At 70.9% G+C, this 17,509-nt stretch carries 15 protein-coding genes and 2 tRNA genes; 12 read left to right on the forward strand and 5 right to left on the reverse strand.

Annotated features, from left to right (window positions below; translation table 11 throughout):
- Positions 1 to 237: 237 nt before the first annotated feature.
- The 4 genes from gyrB (at position 238) to AB0L33_RS00995 (ending at position 5,872) form a co-directional block, all read left to right on the forward strand.
- Positions 238 to 2,325, forward strand: a complete 2,088-nt coding sequence (gyrB, locus tag AB0L33_RS00980; protein WP_365676963.1) for a DNA topoisomerase (ATP-hydrolyzing) subunit B — start codon at positions 238 to 240, stop codon at positions 2,323 to 2,325.
- 46 nt (positions 2,326 to 2,371) lie between these two features.
- On the forward strand, positions 2,372 to 5,026 hold the full coding sequence (gyrA, locus tag AB0L33_RS00985; RefSeq protein ID WP_365676964.1) for a DNA gyrase subunit A: 2,655 nt from the start codon (positions 2,372 to 2,374) through the stop codon (positions 5,024 to 5,026).
- Between the two features lie 93 nt (positions 5,027 to 5,119).
- Complete coding sequence (locus AB0L33_RS00990) at positions 5,120 to 5,719, forward strand: DUF3566 domain-containing protein (RefSeq protein ID WP_365676965.1); 600 nt, start codon at positions 5,120 to 5,122, stop codon at positions 5,717 to 5,719.
- A 76-nt stretch (positions 5,720 to 5,795) separates the two neighbouring features.
- Positions 5,796 to 5,872: transfer RNA gene (locus AB0L33_RS00995), tRNA-Ile, on the forward strand.
- A gap of 68 nt (positions 5,873 to 5,940) precedes the next feature.
- Here the strand turns inward: AB0L33_RS00995 and AB0L33_RS01000 are convergent.
- Together AB0L33_RS01000 and AB0L33_RS01005 are read right to left on the reverse strand one after the other, a co-directional pair.
- On the reverse strand, positions 5,941 to 6,264 hold the full coding sequence (locus AB0L33_RS01000; RefSeq protein WP_365676966.1) for a hypothetical protein: 324 nt from the start codon (positions 6,262 to 6,264) through the stop codon (positions 5,941 to 5,943).
- A 174-nt stretch (positions 6,265 to 6,438) separates the two neighbouring features.
- Entirely contained in the window at positions 6,439 to 6,822 is a 384-nt protein-coding gene (locus tag AB0L33_RS01005; protein ID WP_365676967.1) for a DUF6344 domain-containing protein, read from the reverse strand.
- Between the two features lie 296 nt (positions 6,823 to 7,118).
- Here AB0L33_RS01005 and AB0L33_RS01010 point away from each other — a divergent pair, with 296 nt between their 5' ends.
- Positions 7,119 to 7,253, forward strand: coding sequence for a DLW-39 family protein (locus AB0L33_RS01010; RefSeq protein WP_003958712.1), 135 nt, complete (start codon positions 7,119 to 7,121; stop codon positions 7,251 to 7,253).
- 348 nt (positions 7,254 to 7,601) lie between these two features.
- On the forward strand, positions 7,602 to 8,954 hold the full coding sequence (locus tag AB0L33_RS01015; RefSeq protein WP_365676968.1) for a hypothetical protein: 1,353 nt from the start codon (positions 7,602 to 7,604) through the stop codon (positions 8,952 to 8,954).
- Between the two features lie 18 nt (positions 8,955 to 8,972).
- On the opposite strand, the gene AB0L33_RS01020 is transcribed toward AB0L33_RS01015, so the two are convergent.
- Together AB0L33_RS01020 and AB0L33_RS01025 are read right to left on the reverse strand one after the other, a co-directional pair.
- Positions 8,973 to 10,340: a protein kinase gene (locus AB0L33_RS01020; protein ID WP_365676969.1), complete on the reverse strand. Its 1,368-nt coding sequence runs from the start codon at positions 10,338 to 10,340 to the stop codon at positions 8,973 to 8,975.
- A 57-nt stretch (positions 10,341 to 10,397) separates the two neighbouring features.
- A complete protein-coding gene (locus tag AB0L33_RS01025) occupies positions 10,398 to 10,946 on the reverse strand; it encodes a helix-turn-helix transcriptional regulator (RefSeq protein WP_365676970.1) in 549 nt (182 codons plus the stop codon).
- Positions 10,947 to 11,114: 168 nt separating this feature from the next.
- Between AB0L33_RS01025 and AB0L33_RS01030 the strand changes: the two genes are divergently transcribed.
- From AB0L33_RS01030 to AB0L33_RS01055, 6 genes are all read left to right on the forward strand, one after another.
- Positions 11,115 to 11,187 (forward strand) — tRNA-Ala (locus AB0L33_RS01030).
- 219 nt (positions 11,188 to 11,406) lie between these two features.
- Positions 11,407 to 11,937, forward strand: coding sequence for a hypothetical protein (locus AB0L33_RS01035; protein WP_365676971.1), 531 nt, complete (start codon positions 11,407 to 11,409; stop codon positions 11,935 to 11,937).
- A gap of 3 nt (positions 11,938 to 11,940) precedes the next feature.
- A complete protein-coding gene (locus AB0L33_RS01040) occupies positions 11,941 to 13,104 on the forward strand; it encodes a peptidoglycan-binding domain-containing protein (RefSeq protein WP_365676973.1) in 1,164 nt (387 codons plus the stop codon).
- Positions 13,101 to 13,832, forward strand: a complete 732-nt coding sequence (locus AB0L33_RS01045) for an ABC transporter ATP-binding protein (RefSeq protein ID WP_365676974.1) — start codon at positions 13,101 to 13,103, stop codon at positions 13,830 to 13,832. The genes AB0L33_RS01040 and AB0L33_RS01045 overlap by 4 nt, the downstream gene beginning before the upstream one ends.
- On the forward strand, positions 13,829 to 15,115 hold the full coding sequence (locus tag AB0L33_RS01050; protein WP_365676976.1) for an ABC transporter permease: 1,287 nt from the start codon (positions 13,829 to 13,831) through the stop codon (positions 15,113 to 15,115). The genes AB0L33_RS01045 and AB0L33_RS01050 overlap by 4 nt, the downstream gene beginning before the upstream one ends.
- A 14-nt stretch (positions 15,116 to 15,129) precedes the next feature.
- The gene (locus AB0L33_RS01055; protein ID WP_365676977.1) at positions 15,130 to 16,800 is read left to right on the forward strand and encodes an ATP-binding protein; all 1,671 of its coding nucleotides are present in this window, start codon (positions 15,130 to 15,132) and stop codon (positions 16,798 to 16,800) included.
- On the opposite strand, the gene AB0L33_RS01060 is transcribed toward AB0L33_RS01055, so the two are convergent.
- Positions 16,749 to 17,465, reverse strand: a complete 717-nt coding sequence (locus AB0L33_RS01060; RefSeq protein WP_365676978.1) for a response regulator transcription factor — start codon at positions 17,463 to 17,465, stop codon at positions 16,749 to 16,751. The two genes, AB0L33_RS01055 and AB0L33_RS01060, sit on opposite strands and share 52 nt — an antisense overlap.
- Positions 17,466 to 17,509 lie beyond the last annotated feature (44 nt).

Here is a 17,509-nt window from a genome sequence, read left to right on the forward strand (position 1 = left end):
GTAGCGGGAGGCTGACAGGCCGAAGCGCTCAACGCCTGTGTGAGCCCCTTGAGGCCCCTGCCTGGATATGGGGAGTCGTCAGCCGCTCATTCAGGGCGGCACATGCGTACTCAGGTACCCGCAAACCCCCATTCGGGTCGGCGCTACCGGTAGACTGATGAACAATCCCGCGTCTTGCGGGATTCGTCGATACAAGCCGAACGACGCAGCCGCTCCCGCCTGCCCGGAGAACGGCCTGTGCTGTGCCAGAAAGGGCGCTTCGTGGCCGATTCCGGCAACCCCAACGAGAACATTCCGTCCACCCAGGGCGAGGGCGACGCCGCTCCCGTCCCGGCCGAGGCGCAGGCCTCGTACGACGCCAGCGCGATCACCGTGCTGGAGGGTCTGGACGCGGTCCGCAAGCGACCTGGCATGTACATCGGCTCGACCGGTGAGCGCGGTCTCCACCACCTCGTGCAGGAGGTCGTGGACAACTCGGTCGACGAGGCCATGGCCGGGCACGCGGACTCCATCGACGTCACGATCCTCGCCGACGGCGGGGTGCGCGTAGTCGACAACGGCCGTGGCATCCCCGTCGGCATCGTGCCGTCCGAGGGCAAGCCGGCCGTCGAGGTCGTCCTCACCGTCCTGCACGCGGGCGGCAAGTTCGGCGGCGGCGGTTACGCCGTCTCCGGTGGTCTGCACGGCGTCGGCGTCTCCGTCGTCAACGCCCTGTCCACGCGGGTGGCCGTCGAGGTGAAGACCGACGGGTACCGCTGGACCCAGGACTACAAGTTCGGTGTCCCGACCGCCCCGCTGGCGCGCAACGAGGAGACCGACGAGACGGGCACCAGCGTCACCTTCTGGGCCGACGGCGACATCTTCGAGACGACCGAGTACTCCTTCGAGACGCTCTCGCGGCGCTTCCAGGAGATGGCCTTCCTCAACAAGGGCCTCACCCTCAAGCTGACCGACGAGCGCGAGTCGGCGAAGGCGACGGCCGGCGCGGACAGCGCCGAGGCGGCGGACGTTCCCGAGGAGGAAGTGGCCCGCTCGGTCACGTACCACTACGAGAACGGCATCGTCGACTTCGTCAAGTACCTCAACTCCCGCAAGGGCGACGTCATCCACCAGTCGGTGATCGACATCGCGGCGGAGGACAAGGACCGGCTGCTCTCGGTCGAGATCGCCATGCAGTGGAACACGCAGTACACCGAGGGTGTGTACTCCTTCGCCAACGCGATCCACACGCACGAGGGCGGTACGCACGAGGAAGGCTTCCGCGCCGCGCTGACCTCCCTGGTCAACCGGTACGCCCGCGACAAGAAGCTGCTGCGCGAGAAGGACGACAACCTCACCGGTGAGGACGTCCGCGAAGGTCTGACCGCGATCATCTCGGTGAAGCTGGGCGAGCCGCAGTTCGAGGGCCAGACGAAGACCAAGCTGGGCAACACGGAGGCCAAGACCTTCGTGCAGAAGGTCGTCCACGAGCAGCTGACCGACTGGTTCGACCGCAACCCCAACGAGGCGGCCGACATCATCCGCAAGGGCATCGCCGCCTCGACCGCCCGCGTGGCGGCCCGCAAGGCGCGCGACCTGACCCGGCGCAAGGGGCTGCTGGAGAGCGCGTCGCTCCCCGGCAAGCTCAGCGACTGCCAGTCGAACGACCCCACCAAGTGCGAGATCTTCATCGTCGAGGGTGACTCCGCGGGCGGCTCGGCCAAGTCCGGCCGCAACCCGATGTACCAGGCGATCCTGCCGATCCGCGGCAAGATCCTGAACGTCGAGAAGGCCCGGGTCGACAAGATCCTCCAGAACACCGAGGTCCAGGCGCTGATCTCGGCGTTCGGCACCGGGGTCCACGAGGACTTCGACATCGAGAAGCTCCGCTATCACAAGATCATCCTGATGGCGGACGCCGACGTCGACGGCCAGCACATCAACACCCTGCTGCTGACGTTCCTGTTCCGCTTCATGCGCCCGCTGGTCGAGGCCGGCCACGTCTACCTGTCGCGGCCCCCGCTGTACAAGATCAAGTGGGGCCGCGACGACTCCGAGTACGCGTACTCGGACCGCGAGCGGGACGCCCTGGTCGCCCTCGGCAAGCAGAACGGCAAGCGGATCAAGGAAGACTCGATCCAGCGCTTCAAGGGTCTCGGCGAGATGAACGCCGAGGAGCTGCGCGTCACCACGATGGACGTCGACCACCGGGTGCTCGGCCAGGTCACGCTGGACGACGCGGCGCAGGCCGACGACCTGTTCTCGGTGCTCATGGGTGAGGACGTCGAGGCGCGGCGCTCGTTCATCCAGCGCAACGCCAAGGACGTCCGCTTCCTCGACATCTGAGTCGGCCGTACAAGCAAGCCGCAGCGCGAAAGGACTTTGACCAGCAATGGCCGACGAGAACACCCCCGCACCCGTGACGCCCGAAGAGGTTCCGCCCGTCGAGGGCGTGGGCATGCGTGTCGAGCCCGTCGGGCTCGAGACGGAGATGCAGCGCTCCTACCTCGACTACGCGATGTCCGTCATCGTCTCGCGTGCGCTGCCCGACGTGCGGGACGGCCTCAAGCCCGTCCACCGCCGGGTGCTGTACGCGATGTACGACGGCGGCTACCGGCCGGAGAAGGGCTTCTACAAGTGCGCCCGCGTCGTCGGTGACGTCATGGGCACGTACCACCCGCACGGCGACTCCTCGATCTACGACGCCCTGGTCCGCCTGGCCCAGCCGTGGTCGATGCGCATGCCTCTGGTGGACTCCAACGGCAACTTCGGTTCCCCGGGCAACGACCCGGCCGCCGCCATGCGGTACACCGAGTGCAAGATGATGCCGCTGTCCATGGAGATGGTCCGGGACATCGACGAGGAGACCGTCGACTTCCAGGACAACTACGACGGCCGCAACCAGGAGCCGACGGTCCTCCCGGCGCGCTTCCCGAACCTGCTGGTCAACGGCTCCGCGGGCATCGCGGTCGGCATGGCGACCAACATCCCGCCGCACAACCTGCGCGAGGTCGCGTCCGGTGCCCAGTGGTACCTGGAGAACCCGGAGGCCTCGCAGGAGGAGCTGCTGGACGCCCTGATCGAGCGGATCAAGGGCCCGGACTTCCCGACCGGCGCGCTGGTCGTCGGCCGCAAGGGCATCGAGGAGGCGTACCGCACGGGCCGTGGCTCGATCACGATGCGCGCGGTCGTGGCGGTCGAGGAGATCCAGAACCGCCAGTGCCTGGTCGTCACGGAGCTTCCGTACCAGACCAACCCCGACAACCTCGCGCAGAAGATCGCCGACCTGGTGAAGGACGGCAAGATCGGCGGCATCGCCGACGTGCGGGACGAGACCTCCTCGCGTACCGGCCAGCGCCTGGTCGTCGTGCTCAAGCGGGACGCGGTCGCGAAGGTCGTCCTGAACAACCTGTACAAGCACACCGATCTGCAGACCAACTTCGGCGCCAACATGCTGGCGCTGGTGGACGGGGTGCCGCGCACCCTGTCGATCGACGCGTTCATCCGCCACTGGGTGACGCACCAGATCGAGGTCATCGTCCGGCGTACGAAGTTCCGGCTGCGCAAGGCCGAGGAGCGCGCGCACATCCTGCGCGGCCTGCTGAAGGCCCTGAACGCCATCGACGAGGTCATCGCCCTCATCCGGCGCAGCCAGACCGTCGAGATCGCGCGCGAGGGCCTGATGGGCCTGCTGGAGATCGATGACCTCCAGGCGAACGCGATCCTGGAGATGCAGCTGCGCCGCCTGGCCGCGCTGGAGCACCAGAAGATCACCGCCGAGCACGACGAACTGCAGGCGAAGATCAACGAGTACAACGAGATCCTGGCCTCGCCGGCGCGGCAGCGGCAGATCGTCAGTGAGGAACTGGCGGCGATCGTCGACAAGTTCGGCGACGACCGGCGTTCCAAGCTGGTGCCCTTCGAGGGCGACATGTCCATCGAGGACCTGATCGCCGAGGAGGACATCGTCGTCACGATCACCCGTGGCGGCTATGTGAAGCGCACCAAGACGGACGACTACCGCTCGCAGAAGCGCGGCGGGAAGGGCGTGCGCGGCACGAAGCTCAAGGAAGACGACATCGTCGACCACTTCTTCGTGTCCACGACGCACCACTGGCTGCTGTTCTTCACCAACAAGGGCCGGGTCTACCGGGCCAAGGCGTACGAGCTGCCGGACGCCGGCCGGGACGCGCGCGGCCAGCACGTGGCGAACCTGCTGGCCTTCCAGCCGGACGAGCGGATCGCGCAGATCCTGGCGATCCGCGACTACGACGCCGCGCCCTACCTGATCCTCGCCACCCAGGGCGGCCTGGTGAAGAAGACCGCGCTGAAGGACTACGACTCGCCCCGCTCCGGTGGCGTCATCGCCATCAACCTGCGGGAGACGGCGGACGGCGCCGACGACGAGCTGATCGGCGCGGAGCTGGTCTCGGCCGAGGACGACCTGCTGCTCATCAGCAAGAAGGCCCAGTCGATCAGGTTCACCGCGACGGACGAGGCGCTGCGGCCGATGGGCCGCGCCACCTCGGGCGTCAAGGGCATGAGTTTCCGCGAGGGAGACGAACTGCTCTCGATGAATGTCGTCAGGCCCGGTACTTTCGTGTTCACTGCCACCGACGGCGGGTACGCGAAGCGGACCGCGGTCGACGAGTACCGCGTCCAGGGTCGCGGTGGCCTCGGCATCAAGGCCGCCAAGATCGTGGAGGACCGGGGCTCGCTGGTCGGCGCGCTGGTGGTGGAGGAGACGGACGAGATCCTCGCCATCACGCTCGGCGGTGGTGTGATTCGTACGCGAGTCAACGAAGTCAGGGAGACGGGCCGTGACACCATGGGCGTCCAACTGATCAATCTGGGCAAGCGGGACGCCGTCGTCGGCATCGCCCGCAACGCCGAGGCGGGCCGCGAGGCCGACGAGGTCGACGGACCCGTCGACAGCGACGCCGAAGGCGGGACGACCGAGGTGACCACGGCCGACGAGGCCGCCGGCAGCACGGTCGACAGCAATGTCGAGGACACGTCGTCCTCGACCGGGGAGCACGAGGAGTAGAGCGTGAGTGGAGCCACGGGCGCCGGTTCGGCCGCTTCCGGAGCCGGAGGTAACGGTGCCCGTGGCCCCGCCACGGACTCCCAAGGGGGCACTGTGACGGATACGCGGGGCCCTCAGCCCCAGTACGAGGGTTACGCGACCGGGCCGCTGCCCGGCGAGCGGGAACCCGCACCTGGCCAGGCGGGCCCGTACCACCCGCCGCAGGCCTACCCCTCGCCTCCGGGCGGGCCGCAGGGCGGCGGGCGGCCCTACGGCGCCCAGCAGGGCGTGGGACCGGCCCAGACGGCCCGCAAGCCGCGGACGGGGGCGCGGACCACTCCGCGTACCCGCAAGGCGCGTCTGCGGGTGTCCAAGGCCGATCCGTGGTCGGTCATGAAGGTCAGCTTCCTGCTGTCCATCGCGCTCGGCATCTGCACGGTGATGGCGTCGGCGGTCCTGTGGATGGTGATGGACGCGATGGGCGTCTTCTCCACCGTGGGCGGCACCATCAGCGAGGCGACCGGTTCCAACGAGGGCAACGGCTTCGACCTCCAGGCGTTCCTGTCGCTGCCCAGGGTCCTGATCTTCACCTCGGTCATCGCGGTGATCGACGTGGTCCTGGCCACCGCGCTGGCCACCCTGGGCGCCTTCATCTACAACCTGTCGGCGGGCTTCGTGGGCGGTGTCGAGCTCACGCTGGCGGAGGACGAGTAGCCCGGCGGGTATCGATTTTGGGACTGGCCCCGACGTGCGCTAATCTTCAGAAGTCAGCGCGACGGAAAAGCGCGGCGGGGCTATAGCTCAGTTGGTTAGAGCGCATCCCTGATAAGGATGAGGCCACAGGTTCAAATCCTGTTAGCCCCACCAGCACGAAGGCCCCCACCGGAAACGGTGGGGGCCTTCGGCGTTGCCGGGACGGCGTCCCGGATGCGGCGTCATCTCGTGGCGGTACGCCGCAGACGGCCGCGCAGCGTCTCCGTGAGGGCGCCCAGGACGAACGCCTGGATCAGGGCGCTGACGACGACCCCGCCGGCCAGGAACCAGTACGAGAGCGCACTGGGGCCCCCGGCCTCCGCGCCCACCATGGCGAACAGCAGGGAGGCCGGGGCGGTGAGCAGGAACGGCCAGACCCCGACGAAGCCGGGCTCCCCGAAGATCGCGACGGCCGCCTCGAACAGGATGGAAGCGCCGACGACCCCGAGGTAGACGGCGGAGGCGGGGTTGGCGAAGGTCAGGCGGAGCAGGGCGCGAACGTGCATGGGATTCCCCCCGGGAGTCGTGGTGCTGTGGTGTTCCCCATGCTCGTTGCGGACCGCGCTGCGGGCGTGAGTACACGTACTCAACCGGCATGTGTGAACGCCCGGGCGCACGGGAAAGCCCCCGTCCGGTATGAACCGGCCCGGGGGCTCAGGGGATCAGGTGCCGCGGCGCTGTCACGGTGGGAGGAGCGAGGCGTCCTGCGCCGGAGTGCCGTGCGCGGTGCGGGCGGAGCCCGTGGTGTTCACGGTGTTCCTGGTGTCCGCGGACAGGTGCCGGGTGGCGGGTGAGGAGCCGTGGGCCTCGGCCCGGATGCGCTGCTTCATCGTGGGCGGGAGCGCCCGGTCACGCGGAAGGGTCCATCGCACCGAAGGTCCGGTCGCGGTTGCGCGGGCGGCGGGCGTGTGCTCGGGGGCGGTGGCCGCCGGCTCCGTGTTCGTGTTCGTGGCCGTGGCCTGCGCGGCGGTGGCCGTGGAGCTCGCGAAGCCCAGGGCCGCGAGGAGTGCGAAGAACGCGGTGACGAGGGCGGTCCAGATGTTCTTGGCCGAGACGGTGCTCATGGCCCCTCACTTTCGGGTGGTCCGGTTTGCTTACCTTTCCGATGATGTGGATCCGGCCCGCGATTTCGTGGATCGACGCCGCGCATGCGCCGATCTTCAGATGAACACCACTCGTATGGTTCAACCGGCCCGCTCGGGCCTTCCGCGGGAGCTTCCGAGGGGGCACGCACAGAGGGGTCCCGGCCGCACGTCGGCAGGCGCCAATTGGGTTGCGGGGAGGTCACCGGTCGATATCGGCCGGTGTGTATAGTCGGGCGGCAGAAGTCCCCTACGCCAACGAAGGACGAGGTCGCGCGGTGAAGAAGCTTCTCCTGGTCGCACTGGCCGCCATCGGCGGGCTCCTCGTGTACCGCCAGATCCAGGCGGATCGCGCCGAGCAGGATCTGTGGACGGAGGCGACCGACTCCGTGCCCGCAGGTTCGGGTGTCTGAGACGGAACAGCCTGGTACGGGCCCCGGTCGCTGACGCGGCCGGGGCTTCGTGCTGTTGCGGGACCGTGACGGCTGTGCTCTTGAATTCGCTCAAGTGAATCAATAGCTTGCGCAAGCAAAGATGCTGGCTGTTCAGTCGGGGCGCACAGGAGGGCAGGCCGTCACCGCGGCGGGCAAACGGGGCGATTCGGCCGCTGCCGCAGACAGTGACGGTGCGGGAGGGGCAGGATGGGCGGTCGTTGCGGCCGCGGGCGCGGGGGCTGCCGCCATGGCCGCGATTCCGGCCGTGTTCGTATTTGCACGCGGCCGCCGAGGGGCAGCCGTACGAATGACGAGGGGGAGCGCGTGATGAGGCGGCGCAGCAGGACGCGGGGGGCGCTCGCGGTGGTGGCGGCGGTGTTCGCGGTGGCGGCGCTGCCGGGACAGGTGTACGCGGCCGGCGCCCCCGGCGCGTACACCTTCGATCCGGACGCCGAGTCGGCCGTCGGCGCGGACATCAGCGCCGAGGCGACGAAGCTGAACCCGGGCGGCGTCTACAAGAGCGCCATCCGGAGCGGGCAGAAGCTGTACTACCGGCTGGACCTGGACGCCAAGACGAATGCCTATGTCTCCGCCGTCGTCGTGCCGAAGAGCGGCGGCAAGGTGGCGTACGGGGACGGGATCACGGTCAGCATCCGGGACAGCTCGGACGACGAATGCAGTTCGCAGGACGCCGTGTTCGGGTCCGCGCAGTATCCACGCCCCATCGCCGCGTACGCCTCGCGGCGGATCGAGAAGGACGGATCCTGCCAGGACGCCGGCACGTACTACGCGCTGATCGAGCGGGAGAGCAAGGAGACCTCCGACCAGGGAGAGTGGGACCTGGAACTGCGGTACGCCTCCGAGCCGCAGCTCGCGAAGCCCTCGGCCGAGGCGACCACCGCCCCGACGTCCTGGCCGTCCGCTTCCCCGCCGCCGCCCGCCGCCGCCACGGACAACACCCGGCGCGGTGGCTCCGGTTACTACGACGCCACGAGCCTGGAGACCGGTGAGTGGAAGGACCGGATCGAGCCCGGGCAGAGCCTCTTCTACCGGGTGCCGGTGGACTGGGGACAGCAGCTGTTCGCCACGGCCGAGCTGAGCAACAGCACTTCGGAGAAGAGCGCGTACGTCAGCAGTGCGCTGGCGGTGTCGCTGGAGAATCCCGCGCTGGGGCACGTTGCCGATGTGTCGCCCATGTCCTATTCGGGAAAGCCGATTTCCGTCCCCTTCGACCCCCTGCCCCCGGTGGCGTACGAGAACCGGTACGACTCCAGTGACGACGTCGGCGGAATGCGGTTCGCGGGCTGGTACTACCTCTCCGTCTCGCTGAGCCCCGACGTCGCGAAGCCGTACGGACAGAAGCCGATCGCGCTGACCCTCAAGATCAGCGTGAAGGGCGAGGCGGGGAAGTCGCCGTACAAGGGCGATGCCGGGATCTTCTCCGTGACCCAGGGCGACAAGGACGCGGCACGGAAGGGGCAGAGCGGCGCGCAGGCCGCCGAGGCCAGCAGCGAGCGCGGCACGATGAAGCTGGTCGCGGCGGCCGGAATCGGCGCCGGGACCGTGCTGGTGCTCTGGCTGGGTGCGTGGACCCTGATCGCGCGCCGCCGCACGGCCGCCGCGCCGGCCGCGCCCGCGGGCGGGCAGTACCCGTATGGAGGGCCGCCGCAGGCTTGGTAGGGGGCGGCCGCCCCGTGCTCAGGACTGGGTCAGCGCCCAGATGCCCACGGCGAAGCAGATCAGCGCCACCAGCAGGACCGGGACCGCCACCTTCGGAGGCGGTCCCGGACGCGTTCCGGGGGCCGACGCGGGGGCCTGGATGGGGGCGGCGCCTTGCTGGGGGGCCGTGTAGGGGTGGGTGAAGGACCGGTCCTGCGGGCTCGGAGCCGGTGCGGGGCCGGCGTCGGCGGCGGGGTAGCCGGCCGGGTTCGGGTAGCCGTACGGGCCCGCGGGTGCGGCGGTTTGCGGGGCTTGGTGTGCGGGAACGGCGGGCCCCGGGGGCGGGAGGTGGAAGCTGCCCGTCTCTGACATGGAAGCCGGCGCGGCGGGGTAGGGCTGCGGCTGCTGCCCGCCCGGGTGCGGGACGGCCGCCTGGGGAACCGGGGCTTCCTGGGGCGACGGAGGTGCGGTCGGCTGACCGGTTGTCCGAGGACCGGGGGAGTGCGCTGCCGCCGTCCCGCCGGACCGCAGGGGGCCGTCCGGGCCGAACCCCTCGGGAAGCGGGCCGATCTGGTCGAAGACCTCCACCGGCTCCTCGGTGTCCGAGGGCTCGGGAAGCATCTCGACGGCGGCGTTCAGGGCCTTGCGCGCGCCCGTGGCCGTACGGAAACGGTCCTGCGGGTCCGGCTGCAGGAGTCCCGCGATGACCTGCCACAACGGCTCCGGGACGCCGTCCGGGGCACTGGGTGTGCCGTGCTCCGCGAAGTGCTCGATGAGCGCCTGCGAGTCGGGCTTGGTGCCCTGGAGCAGATAGAGGGCCACCAGGCCGACCGCGAAGAGGTCCGCCGGGAAGTCCGGTTCGGCGCCCATCATCTGCTCGGGCGCGAAGTAACCGAGCGTCCCCACCACGTAGTTCGTCTCGGTGAGGCGCGGCTCGCCCTTGCGCATGGAGATGCCGAAGTCCGACAGCCGCAGATGCGGCCGGCCCCGGCCCGTGGCCTCCATGAGGATGTTGGCCGGTTTGATGTCCCGGTGCACGACGCCTTCGGCGTGCACCGTCGAGAGGCCGGAGAGCAACTGGTCGAGGAGGGTGCAGACGAAGCGTGGGGGCAACGGACCGTAGTCGCCGATGACATGGGCCAGCGAGCCGCCGCTGACCAGGTCCATGGTGAAGAGGACCTGGTCGTCGTCGGCGGCCCAGCTGGCCGGTGCCAGCACGTGGGGGTGCTCGATGCGCAGCGCCTGTTCACGGACGAAGCGGAGCAACGTGTGCGCGTCGCTCTGCTGGAGGACCTTGGCCGCCACATAGCGGCGGCGCCGGTGGTCCCAGGCGCGCCACACGGCGCCGACCCCACCGCGTCCGATCGGATCGACCAGTTCGTACCGTCCGGCGAAGACCTCACCCATGGCGCTGCGCCCGCTCCCCGTTCATGTTCCGGCCCGTGCCCCCGTACCGTGCGGGGCCTAGCTCTGGTGGCTCTCGTAGTGCGCCACCGCTTCCGCGGTGCGCCCCGCTCCGTACACCCGGAGGAACTCTGCCAGTTCCGGGTGCGTCGGGGCGAGGGAGTCCGCCGCATCGATGATGTCACCGGCGGCCGCGACCGAGCGCAGCAGCGACTGGATCTCCCGGACCACCCGTCGGACGGTGGGCGCCCCGCCGCTCGCCGTGGTCTGGCCGGTGCCCGAGAGAACCGAGCCGCCCTGCGACTTCTTGATCTCCTCCATGCGGGCCGTGGCCTCGGCGGCGCTGACGCTGCCGTCGGCGACCTGGCCGGCCAGCTCCTGCAGGGCCTGTACGCGCTGGACGACAGCCGGGTTGCCGATCTTCGCGCGCTGGCCGCTCATGAGCTGGGAAAGCATGGGAGCGGACAGTCCCAGAGCCGCGGCGAGGCGGGCCTGGTTGAGACCGAGGTCATCGATCAGCCGACGGAAGAGCGCGCCCAACGGCTCCCCGTACCAACTGCGTTGGAGGTCCCTGGCTCTGGCCGTGGCCTCTTGCTGAGCTGTATCCATTGCGTCTCCCCTTCGCATCGGCTTCGCTGCTGCGAACCTCGACCAGCATCTTACGGAGCGTGGTCGCACACGGGGAGTCCCTGATTTCTTGCAGGACCACCGGGGTGAGCCGGTAGTCTGTTCTGCGGCGGTGGCCGGAACATCGAAGTGTTCGGGCTGCGTGCTGTCGGGGCCTTAGCTCAGTTGGTAGAGCGCTGCCTTTGCAAGGCAGATGTCAGGAGTTCGAATCTCCTAGGCTCCACATCCCGAGAGGCTCCCTGAACTGCGGAAACGCAGATCAGGGAGCCTCTTTGCATGGGCCGTCGCCGGACCGCATCGCAGTCGGACAGGTTCTTCAAAGGTTCTTCATCGTTCCGCTCCTACCTTCGCCCTGCCCGCCGCGCCCGCGGCCGGGCCCGGCAGGGAGAGCGGGAGAACGATGAGGACGAACCGGGTACGGCCGGCCGTCGCAGCTGGGGTCATGGCCTTCGTACTGGCCGGCTGCGGCGGAAGCGACGGCGGCGTGGAGGTCCCGACGGCCGGAGGGAAGAAGGGGTCGGCCCCGGCCGAGGGGGGAAAGGACACGGACGACGTGGCCGCGTACGTGAAGGCGCAGCGCGCGTACGTGAAGTGCCTGCGGGAACACGGCGTGGACGCCCCGGACCCCGACGCGAAGGGCACCATCGACTTCGGTGCGGGCGACCAGCGGCGTGCGCTGAAGCAGGACCCGAAGTACAGGGCCGCCCAGGAGAAGTGCGCGCAGTACGCCTCCGCCGTGCCCGAGAGCATCGAGAAGGGCAACCAGCCCAAGCTGTCGGCCGCCCAGATCAAGGTGAAGCGCGAGTACGCCGCCTGCATGCAGAAGAACGGCGCGGCTGACTTTCCCGACCCCGGCCCCGACGGCCTCGGCCAGGGCGAGTGGGACCAGAGCGCGGCCGGAGCGAAGCGGGCCGCCCGGATCTGCGGGCCGATCGTCGGGGTCCCTGAGCACGCGGGGCCGGGCGAGGGCTGAGCGGTGGAGAAGGTGACAGACCTCGACGAGGAGCGCGTGCCTCGCGGACGGCGGACGTTCCTCGTCGTCGCCGGTGTGGCCGTCGTGGCGGCGGTCGCGGTGACCGGGGCCCTCGGGTTCGGCGGCGGCCGGGACGAGGGGCCGAAAGCCCCTCCCAGGGCCGGTTCGACCGTCCCCGTCACCCGGGCGACGCTGACCGAGCGCACCACGGTGGACGGCGCCTTGGGATACGGTCCCGAGATCCCGCTGCCGGTCAAGGCGACGGGCACGGTGACCTGGCTGCCCGCGTCCGGCACGACCGCGGAGCGGGGGGACACGCTGCTGCGCGTCGATGACCGCCCGACGGTGCTGCTCTACGGGGCGCTGCCGATGTATCGCGACCTCGCCCTGACCCCGGCCGCTCCGGAGGCCGACGCGGCGGAAGGGTCGGAAGAGCCCGGCAAGGACGCGCACCCGGCCGCCCAGGAACCCGTACGGGGCATGGACGTCATGCAGTTCGAGACGAACCTCGCCGCCCTCGGCTACACGGGCTTCACGGTGGACGAGACGTTCACTGAGGGCACCGCCGCGGCGGTCGAGCGCTGGCAGAAGTCGCTCGGCCTGCCCCAGACCGGCACGGTCGGCGTCGGGGACGTCATCTACACCGCCGGGCGGATACGGATCGGCCGGCCCGGCGTTCGGCTGGGCGCCGCCGTCGGAGAGGGCGCGCTCACCTACACCGGCACGACCCGCAAGGTCGTCGTCAACGCCTCCGCGTCCGAAGCTTCCTGGGCCGTGCGCGGCGCAGGCGTCACGATCCGGCTGCCCGACGAGACCCCCGTGAAGGGGCGGGTGGCGTCCGTAGGGAAGCAGGCGAACGAGGCCGAGGGGAGCGGCGGCACGGGCGAGCGGGCGGCGACCGTGCCGGTGACCCTCACCATCGAGGACCAGAAGGCCGTGGGGAAATGGGAGAGCGGACCCGTGACCGTCGAGTACGTGGGGCGGCGGGCCGAGAACGTGCTGACCGTCCCGGTCGCCGCCCTGGTCGCCCTCGCGGAGGGCGGCCACGGCCTGGAGAAGACGGACGGCACCTTCGTCGCGGTGAAGACCGGGCTGTTCGCGGACGGGGACGTGGAGGTGAGCGGACCGGGAGTCCGCGAGGGCCTGAAGGTGAGGATTCCGGAGTGAGCGGGGAATCCACGGCGTCCGGTGCGGGCTCTTCGGCGGTCGTGGAATTCGACGCCGTCTCCAAGACGTATCCCGGCGGGGTGCACGCGGTCCGTGACGTCAGCCTGCGGATCGGACGCGGGGAGCTGGTCGCCGTCGTCGGCCCCTCGGGCTCCGGCAAGTCGAGCATGCTGCATCTGATGGGCAGCCTGGACCGGCCGTCCTCCGGCCGCGTCCTGATCGACGGCCACGACGTGGCGAAGCTGTCCGACCGGGAGGTCTCGGCGCTCCGGGCCACCCGGATCGGCTTCGTCTTCCAGCAGTTCCACCTGGCGGTCGGAGTCCCGGTGCTCGACGCGGTCGGGGACGGCCTGCTCTACGCGGGGGTGCCGCTGCGCCGCCGCAGGGCCCGGGCAGCCGCCGCGCTCGCCCGGGTGGGGCTCAGCCACCGCGTCCACCACCTTCCGCATCAGCTCTCCGGCGGTGAGCGGCAGCGGGTCGCGGTCGCCCGCGCGGTGGTCGGCGACCCCGCGGTGCTCCTGGCCGACGAGCCGACCGGGAACCTCGACTCCGCCTCCGGGGCGGCCGTGCTGGACCTGCTGCACGGGCTGCACGCGGCGGGCACCACGGTCGTCGTCATCACCCATGACCGGGAGATCGCGGCCCGGCTCCCCCGCCGCCTCGACATGCGCGACGGCCGGCTGACCGGTGACGTTGCGCGCGGCACGACGATCGGGGCACCCCGATGACCGAGCGCACGCATACCCCCGGGCCGGCCCGGGAAGAGGCCGGGGCGCCCTCGCCGCTCCCACCCCGGCCGGCGCGCAACCGAAAGCGAGGCCCGTCCCGCCCGCGCCCCGCCCGCCTGCGCCCCGCCGACGTCGTACGGCTCGGCTCCACCGGACTCCGCACCCGGCCCCTCCGCGTCTTCCTCTCCGCCCTCGGGATCGCCATCGGGGTCGCCGCCATGATCGCGGTGGTCGGCATCTCCGGCTCCGGCCAGGCCGAGGTGGACCGCAGGCTCGACGCACTGGGGACGAATCTGCTGCGGGTCGCCCCCGGCGAATCCCTCTCCGGCGAGAAGGCCGAACTCCCGGAGGAGTCCGTGGCCATGATCCGCCGCATCCCGCCGGTCCAGGAGGTCGCCGCCACCGGCGACACCGGCGCGCACGTCTACCGCAACGATCGCATCGCCATCGGGCACACCGGTTCGCTGAGCGTCCTGGCGGCGGACACCGGCCTGCTGCCGACCGTCGGCGGGCGCCTCCGCGAGGGCCGCTGGCTGGACTCCGCCACCGAGGAGTACCCGGCTGTCGTGCTCGGGGCGACGGCCGCCCAGCGGCTGGACGTGTACCGGCCTGGCATCCGGCTCTGGATCGGCGGCCGGTGGTTCTCGCTGATCGGCGTGCTCGACCCGGTGCCGCTCGCCCCGGAGCTCGACAGCGCGGCCCTGGTCGGCCGGCCGGCCGCGCGGACCCACCTCCGCTTCGACGGCCACCCGTCCACGGTCTACGTACGAGCGGAGGACAGCCGGGTCACCGCGGTCAGGGAGGTGCTCCCGGCCACGGCGTACCCCGAGAAACCCGGCGAGGTGCGCATCTCGCGGCCCTCGGACGCGCTCGCCGCCCGCGAGGCCACCGAATCCGCGCTGACCGGGCTGCTGCTCGGCCTCGGCGGGGTCGCCCTCCTGGTCGGCGGGGTCGGCGTCGGGAACACCATGGTGATCTCCGTACTGGAACGGCGTACGGAAATAGGGCTGCGCCGCGCGCTCGGCGCGACCCGGGCACAGATCCGCACGCAGTTCGTGATGGAGTCACTGCTCCTGTCGCTCATCGGCGGACTCGCCGGAACGGTCCTGGGGACGCTGATCACCTCGGGGTACGCCCTCAGCCGCGACTGGCCTACGGTCGTGCCCGCTTGGGCGAGCGCGGCGGGAATCGGATCGACCCTGCTCATCGGTGCGGCCGCCGGGCTGTATCCGGCGGTACGGGCCAGCAGGCTGGCGCCCACCCAGGCACTGGCCGGCACATAACGGGAGGGGACAGGGTGAGCTTCCGGATCAGGGCCCTCGGCCTGCTGATGCTGATCGCGATGACCGCCACGGTGGCCACCGCCTGGCTGACCCTGCGTCAGGCCAACCGCCAGGTGCGCGAGACCGTCACGGCCGGGCAGCAGGAGACCTCCCGGATCGCCGGGGAGCTGCGCGCGTACGGGCTGGCGCACGCCACCTGGGACGGGCTCGCGCCGACGGTCACCGCGCTCGCGAAGGACACCGGGCAGCGCATCCGGGTGGTCACGGAGGCCGACGTGCTGCTCGCCGACTCCGACATCCTGGCCGGACGCCCACCGCGCACGGTGAGCGTCCGGCCGCCGGTCCTGGTCGACGCGCGCCCCACGCTGCGGCTCGCCGCGGGACAGGTGAGGCGGGCCTCCATGAAGCAGACCGCGTCCGCCATCGCCGCCTACCGTTCGTACGCCGCCGACGCGGTCTGCCTGACCCGCGCCGGGGCGGAGACCGTCACCGGGACGGGTGCCTTCGGTGTGCCGACGGTGCGCGCGGAGCACAGGCCCGCCCGGTGCCCGGAGCCCACGGAGGCGTACGACTCGCTGACCCCCCGGGACCTCGACGCGCTGCGGCCCTGCGAGGCCGAGAAACGGTTCTCCGACTGTTTGCAGCGGGTCTTCAACGACCGCGTCGCCTCGGTGGCCCCGCCGCGCCTCGAAGTAGGGCTCGGCTTCCGGGACGAGTCGCCGCCCGCCCTGGCCGTCGCGCCCACTGCGGCCGTCGCGGCGGGCGTGGCGCTCGCGGTCATCCTGGGCGGGCTGCTGCTGAGCAGGGCGGTCCTGCGTCCCGTACGCGCCCTGACGCTCGCCGCCAAGGGGCTGGGCGAAGGCGACCTCGGGCGGCGGGTGCCCGTGTCCGGCCGGGACGAGATCGCGCAGCTCGGCGGGGCCTTCAACCGCATGGCCGACTCGCTCCAGGCGAGCGAGGAGCACCAGCGCCGCCTCACCAGCGACATCGCGCACGAGCTGCGCACCCCGCTGGCCAATCTGCGGGGTTATCTGGAGGCACTGCGCGACGGGGTCCTCGAACCGACCCCCGAACTCCTCGAATCCCTCCACGAGGAGGCGCTGTTGCAGCAGCGGATCGTGGACGATCTGCGGGACCTCGCGCTGGCCGAGGCGGGCGCGCTGGCCTACCACCCCAGGGACGTCGATCTCCGCGAACTCCTGGAGACGAGCCACCGCGCCCACCTCCCCCAGGCCGGAGCCGCCGGCCTCGTGCTGACCCTGGAGGCGCCGCGTCCGGTGTACGCACGGGTTGACCCGGACCGGCTGCGCCAGGTCGTCGGCAACCTCATCAGCAACGCGCTGCGCGCCACCGCCACGGGGGGAAGCGTGACCCTGGCCCTGCTCGGGGACGGCGACCGGGCCGTCCTGGAGGTACGCGACACGGGCACGGGGATAGCGGCCGAGGACCTGCCGCGGCTCTTCGACCGCTTCTGGCGGGCGGATGTCTCACGGGGCCGGGCCACCGGAGGCAGTGGACTGGGACTTTCGATCGCCCGACAGATCGTCGCCGACCAGGGGGGCACCATCGAGGTGCGCAGCGCGGTCGGGGAGGGGACGACGTTCGCGGTCGCCCTTCCCCGGGCACGGGACGGTCAGCCCCCGGCGGGGGGTGATGCCGGGACGGGGCCGTCCGCGAGCCGGTAGCCCCTCCCGTACACCGTCTCCACATGACTGCCGTCCGGGCCCGTCCCCAGCTTCCGTCGCATGTTCATCACATGGGCGTCGACGGTTCTCTCCAGCACGTCCCGGTCGAAGCCGAAGACGCGCTCGATGATCTGGGCACGGGTGAAGACCCGGCCCGGCTCCCGCGCGAGTGTCTCCAGGATCGCGAACTCCTTCGCGGTCAGCTCCACCGGCCGGCCCGCGACCCGGACCTCGAACCGCGCGGTGTCGAGCTCCACCTCGCCGACCCGCAGCACCGCGGGTCCGCCGCCCCCGCCGGGCCTTCCCGAGCGGCGCAGCAGCGCCCGCACCCGGGCGGTCAGCTCACGCGGGCTGTACGGCTTGGTGAGGTAGTCGTCGGCGCCGAGGTCGAGGCCGAGGAGCATGTCCTCCTCGGCCACCCGGGCGGTGAGCAGCAGGATCGGCACATCGGACTCGATGCGCAGGATGCGGCACACGTCGAGGCCGTCGACCAGGGGGAGCATCACGTCGAGGACGATGAGGTCCGGTCTGGCCGAACGCGCCCGTTCCAGCGCCGCCCGTCCGTCCGCGACCACGTGGACCGCGTGTCCTTCTCTTTCGAGATAGATCCGGATCAGACGGGACTGCTTCGCGTCGTCCTCTGCGACCAGAATGCGAGCGCTCACGTTCCCCCCTCCACGGCCTCCTGCCGCCTCCCGAACGGTAGTAC

Origin of the sequence: Streptomyces sp. NPDC052299 (assembly GCF_040679335.1) — a bacterium.
GTDB lineage: Bacteria > Actinomycetota > Actinomycetes > Streptomycetales > Streptomycetaceae > Streptomyces.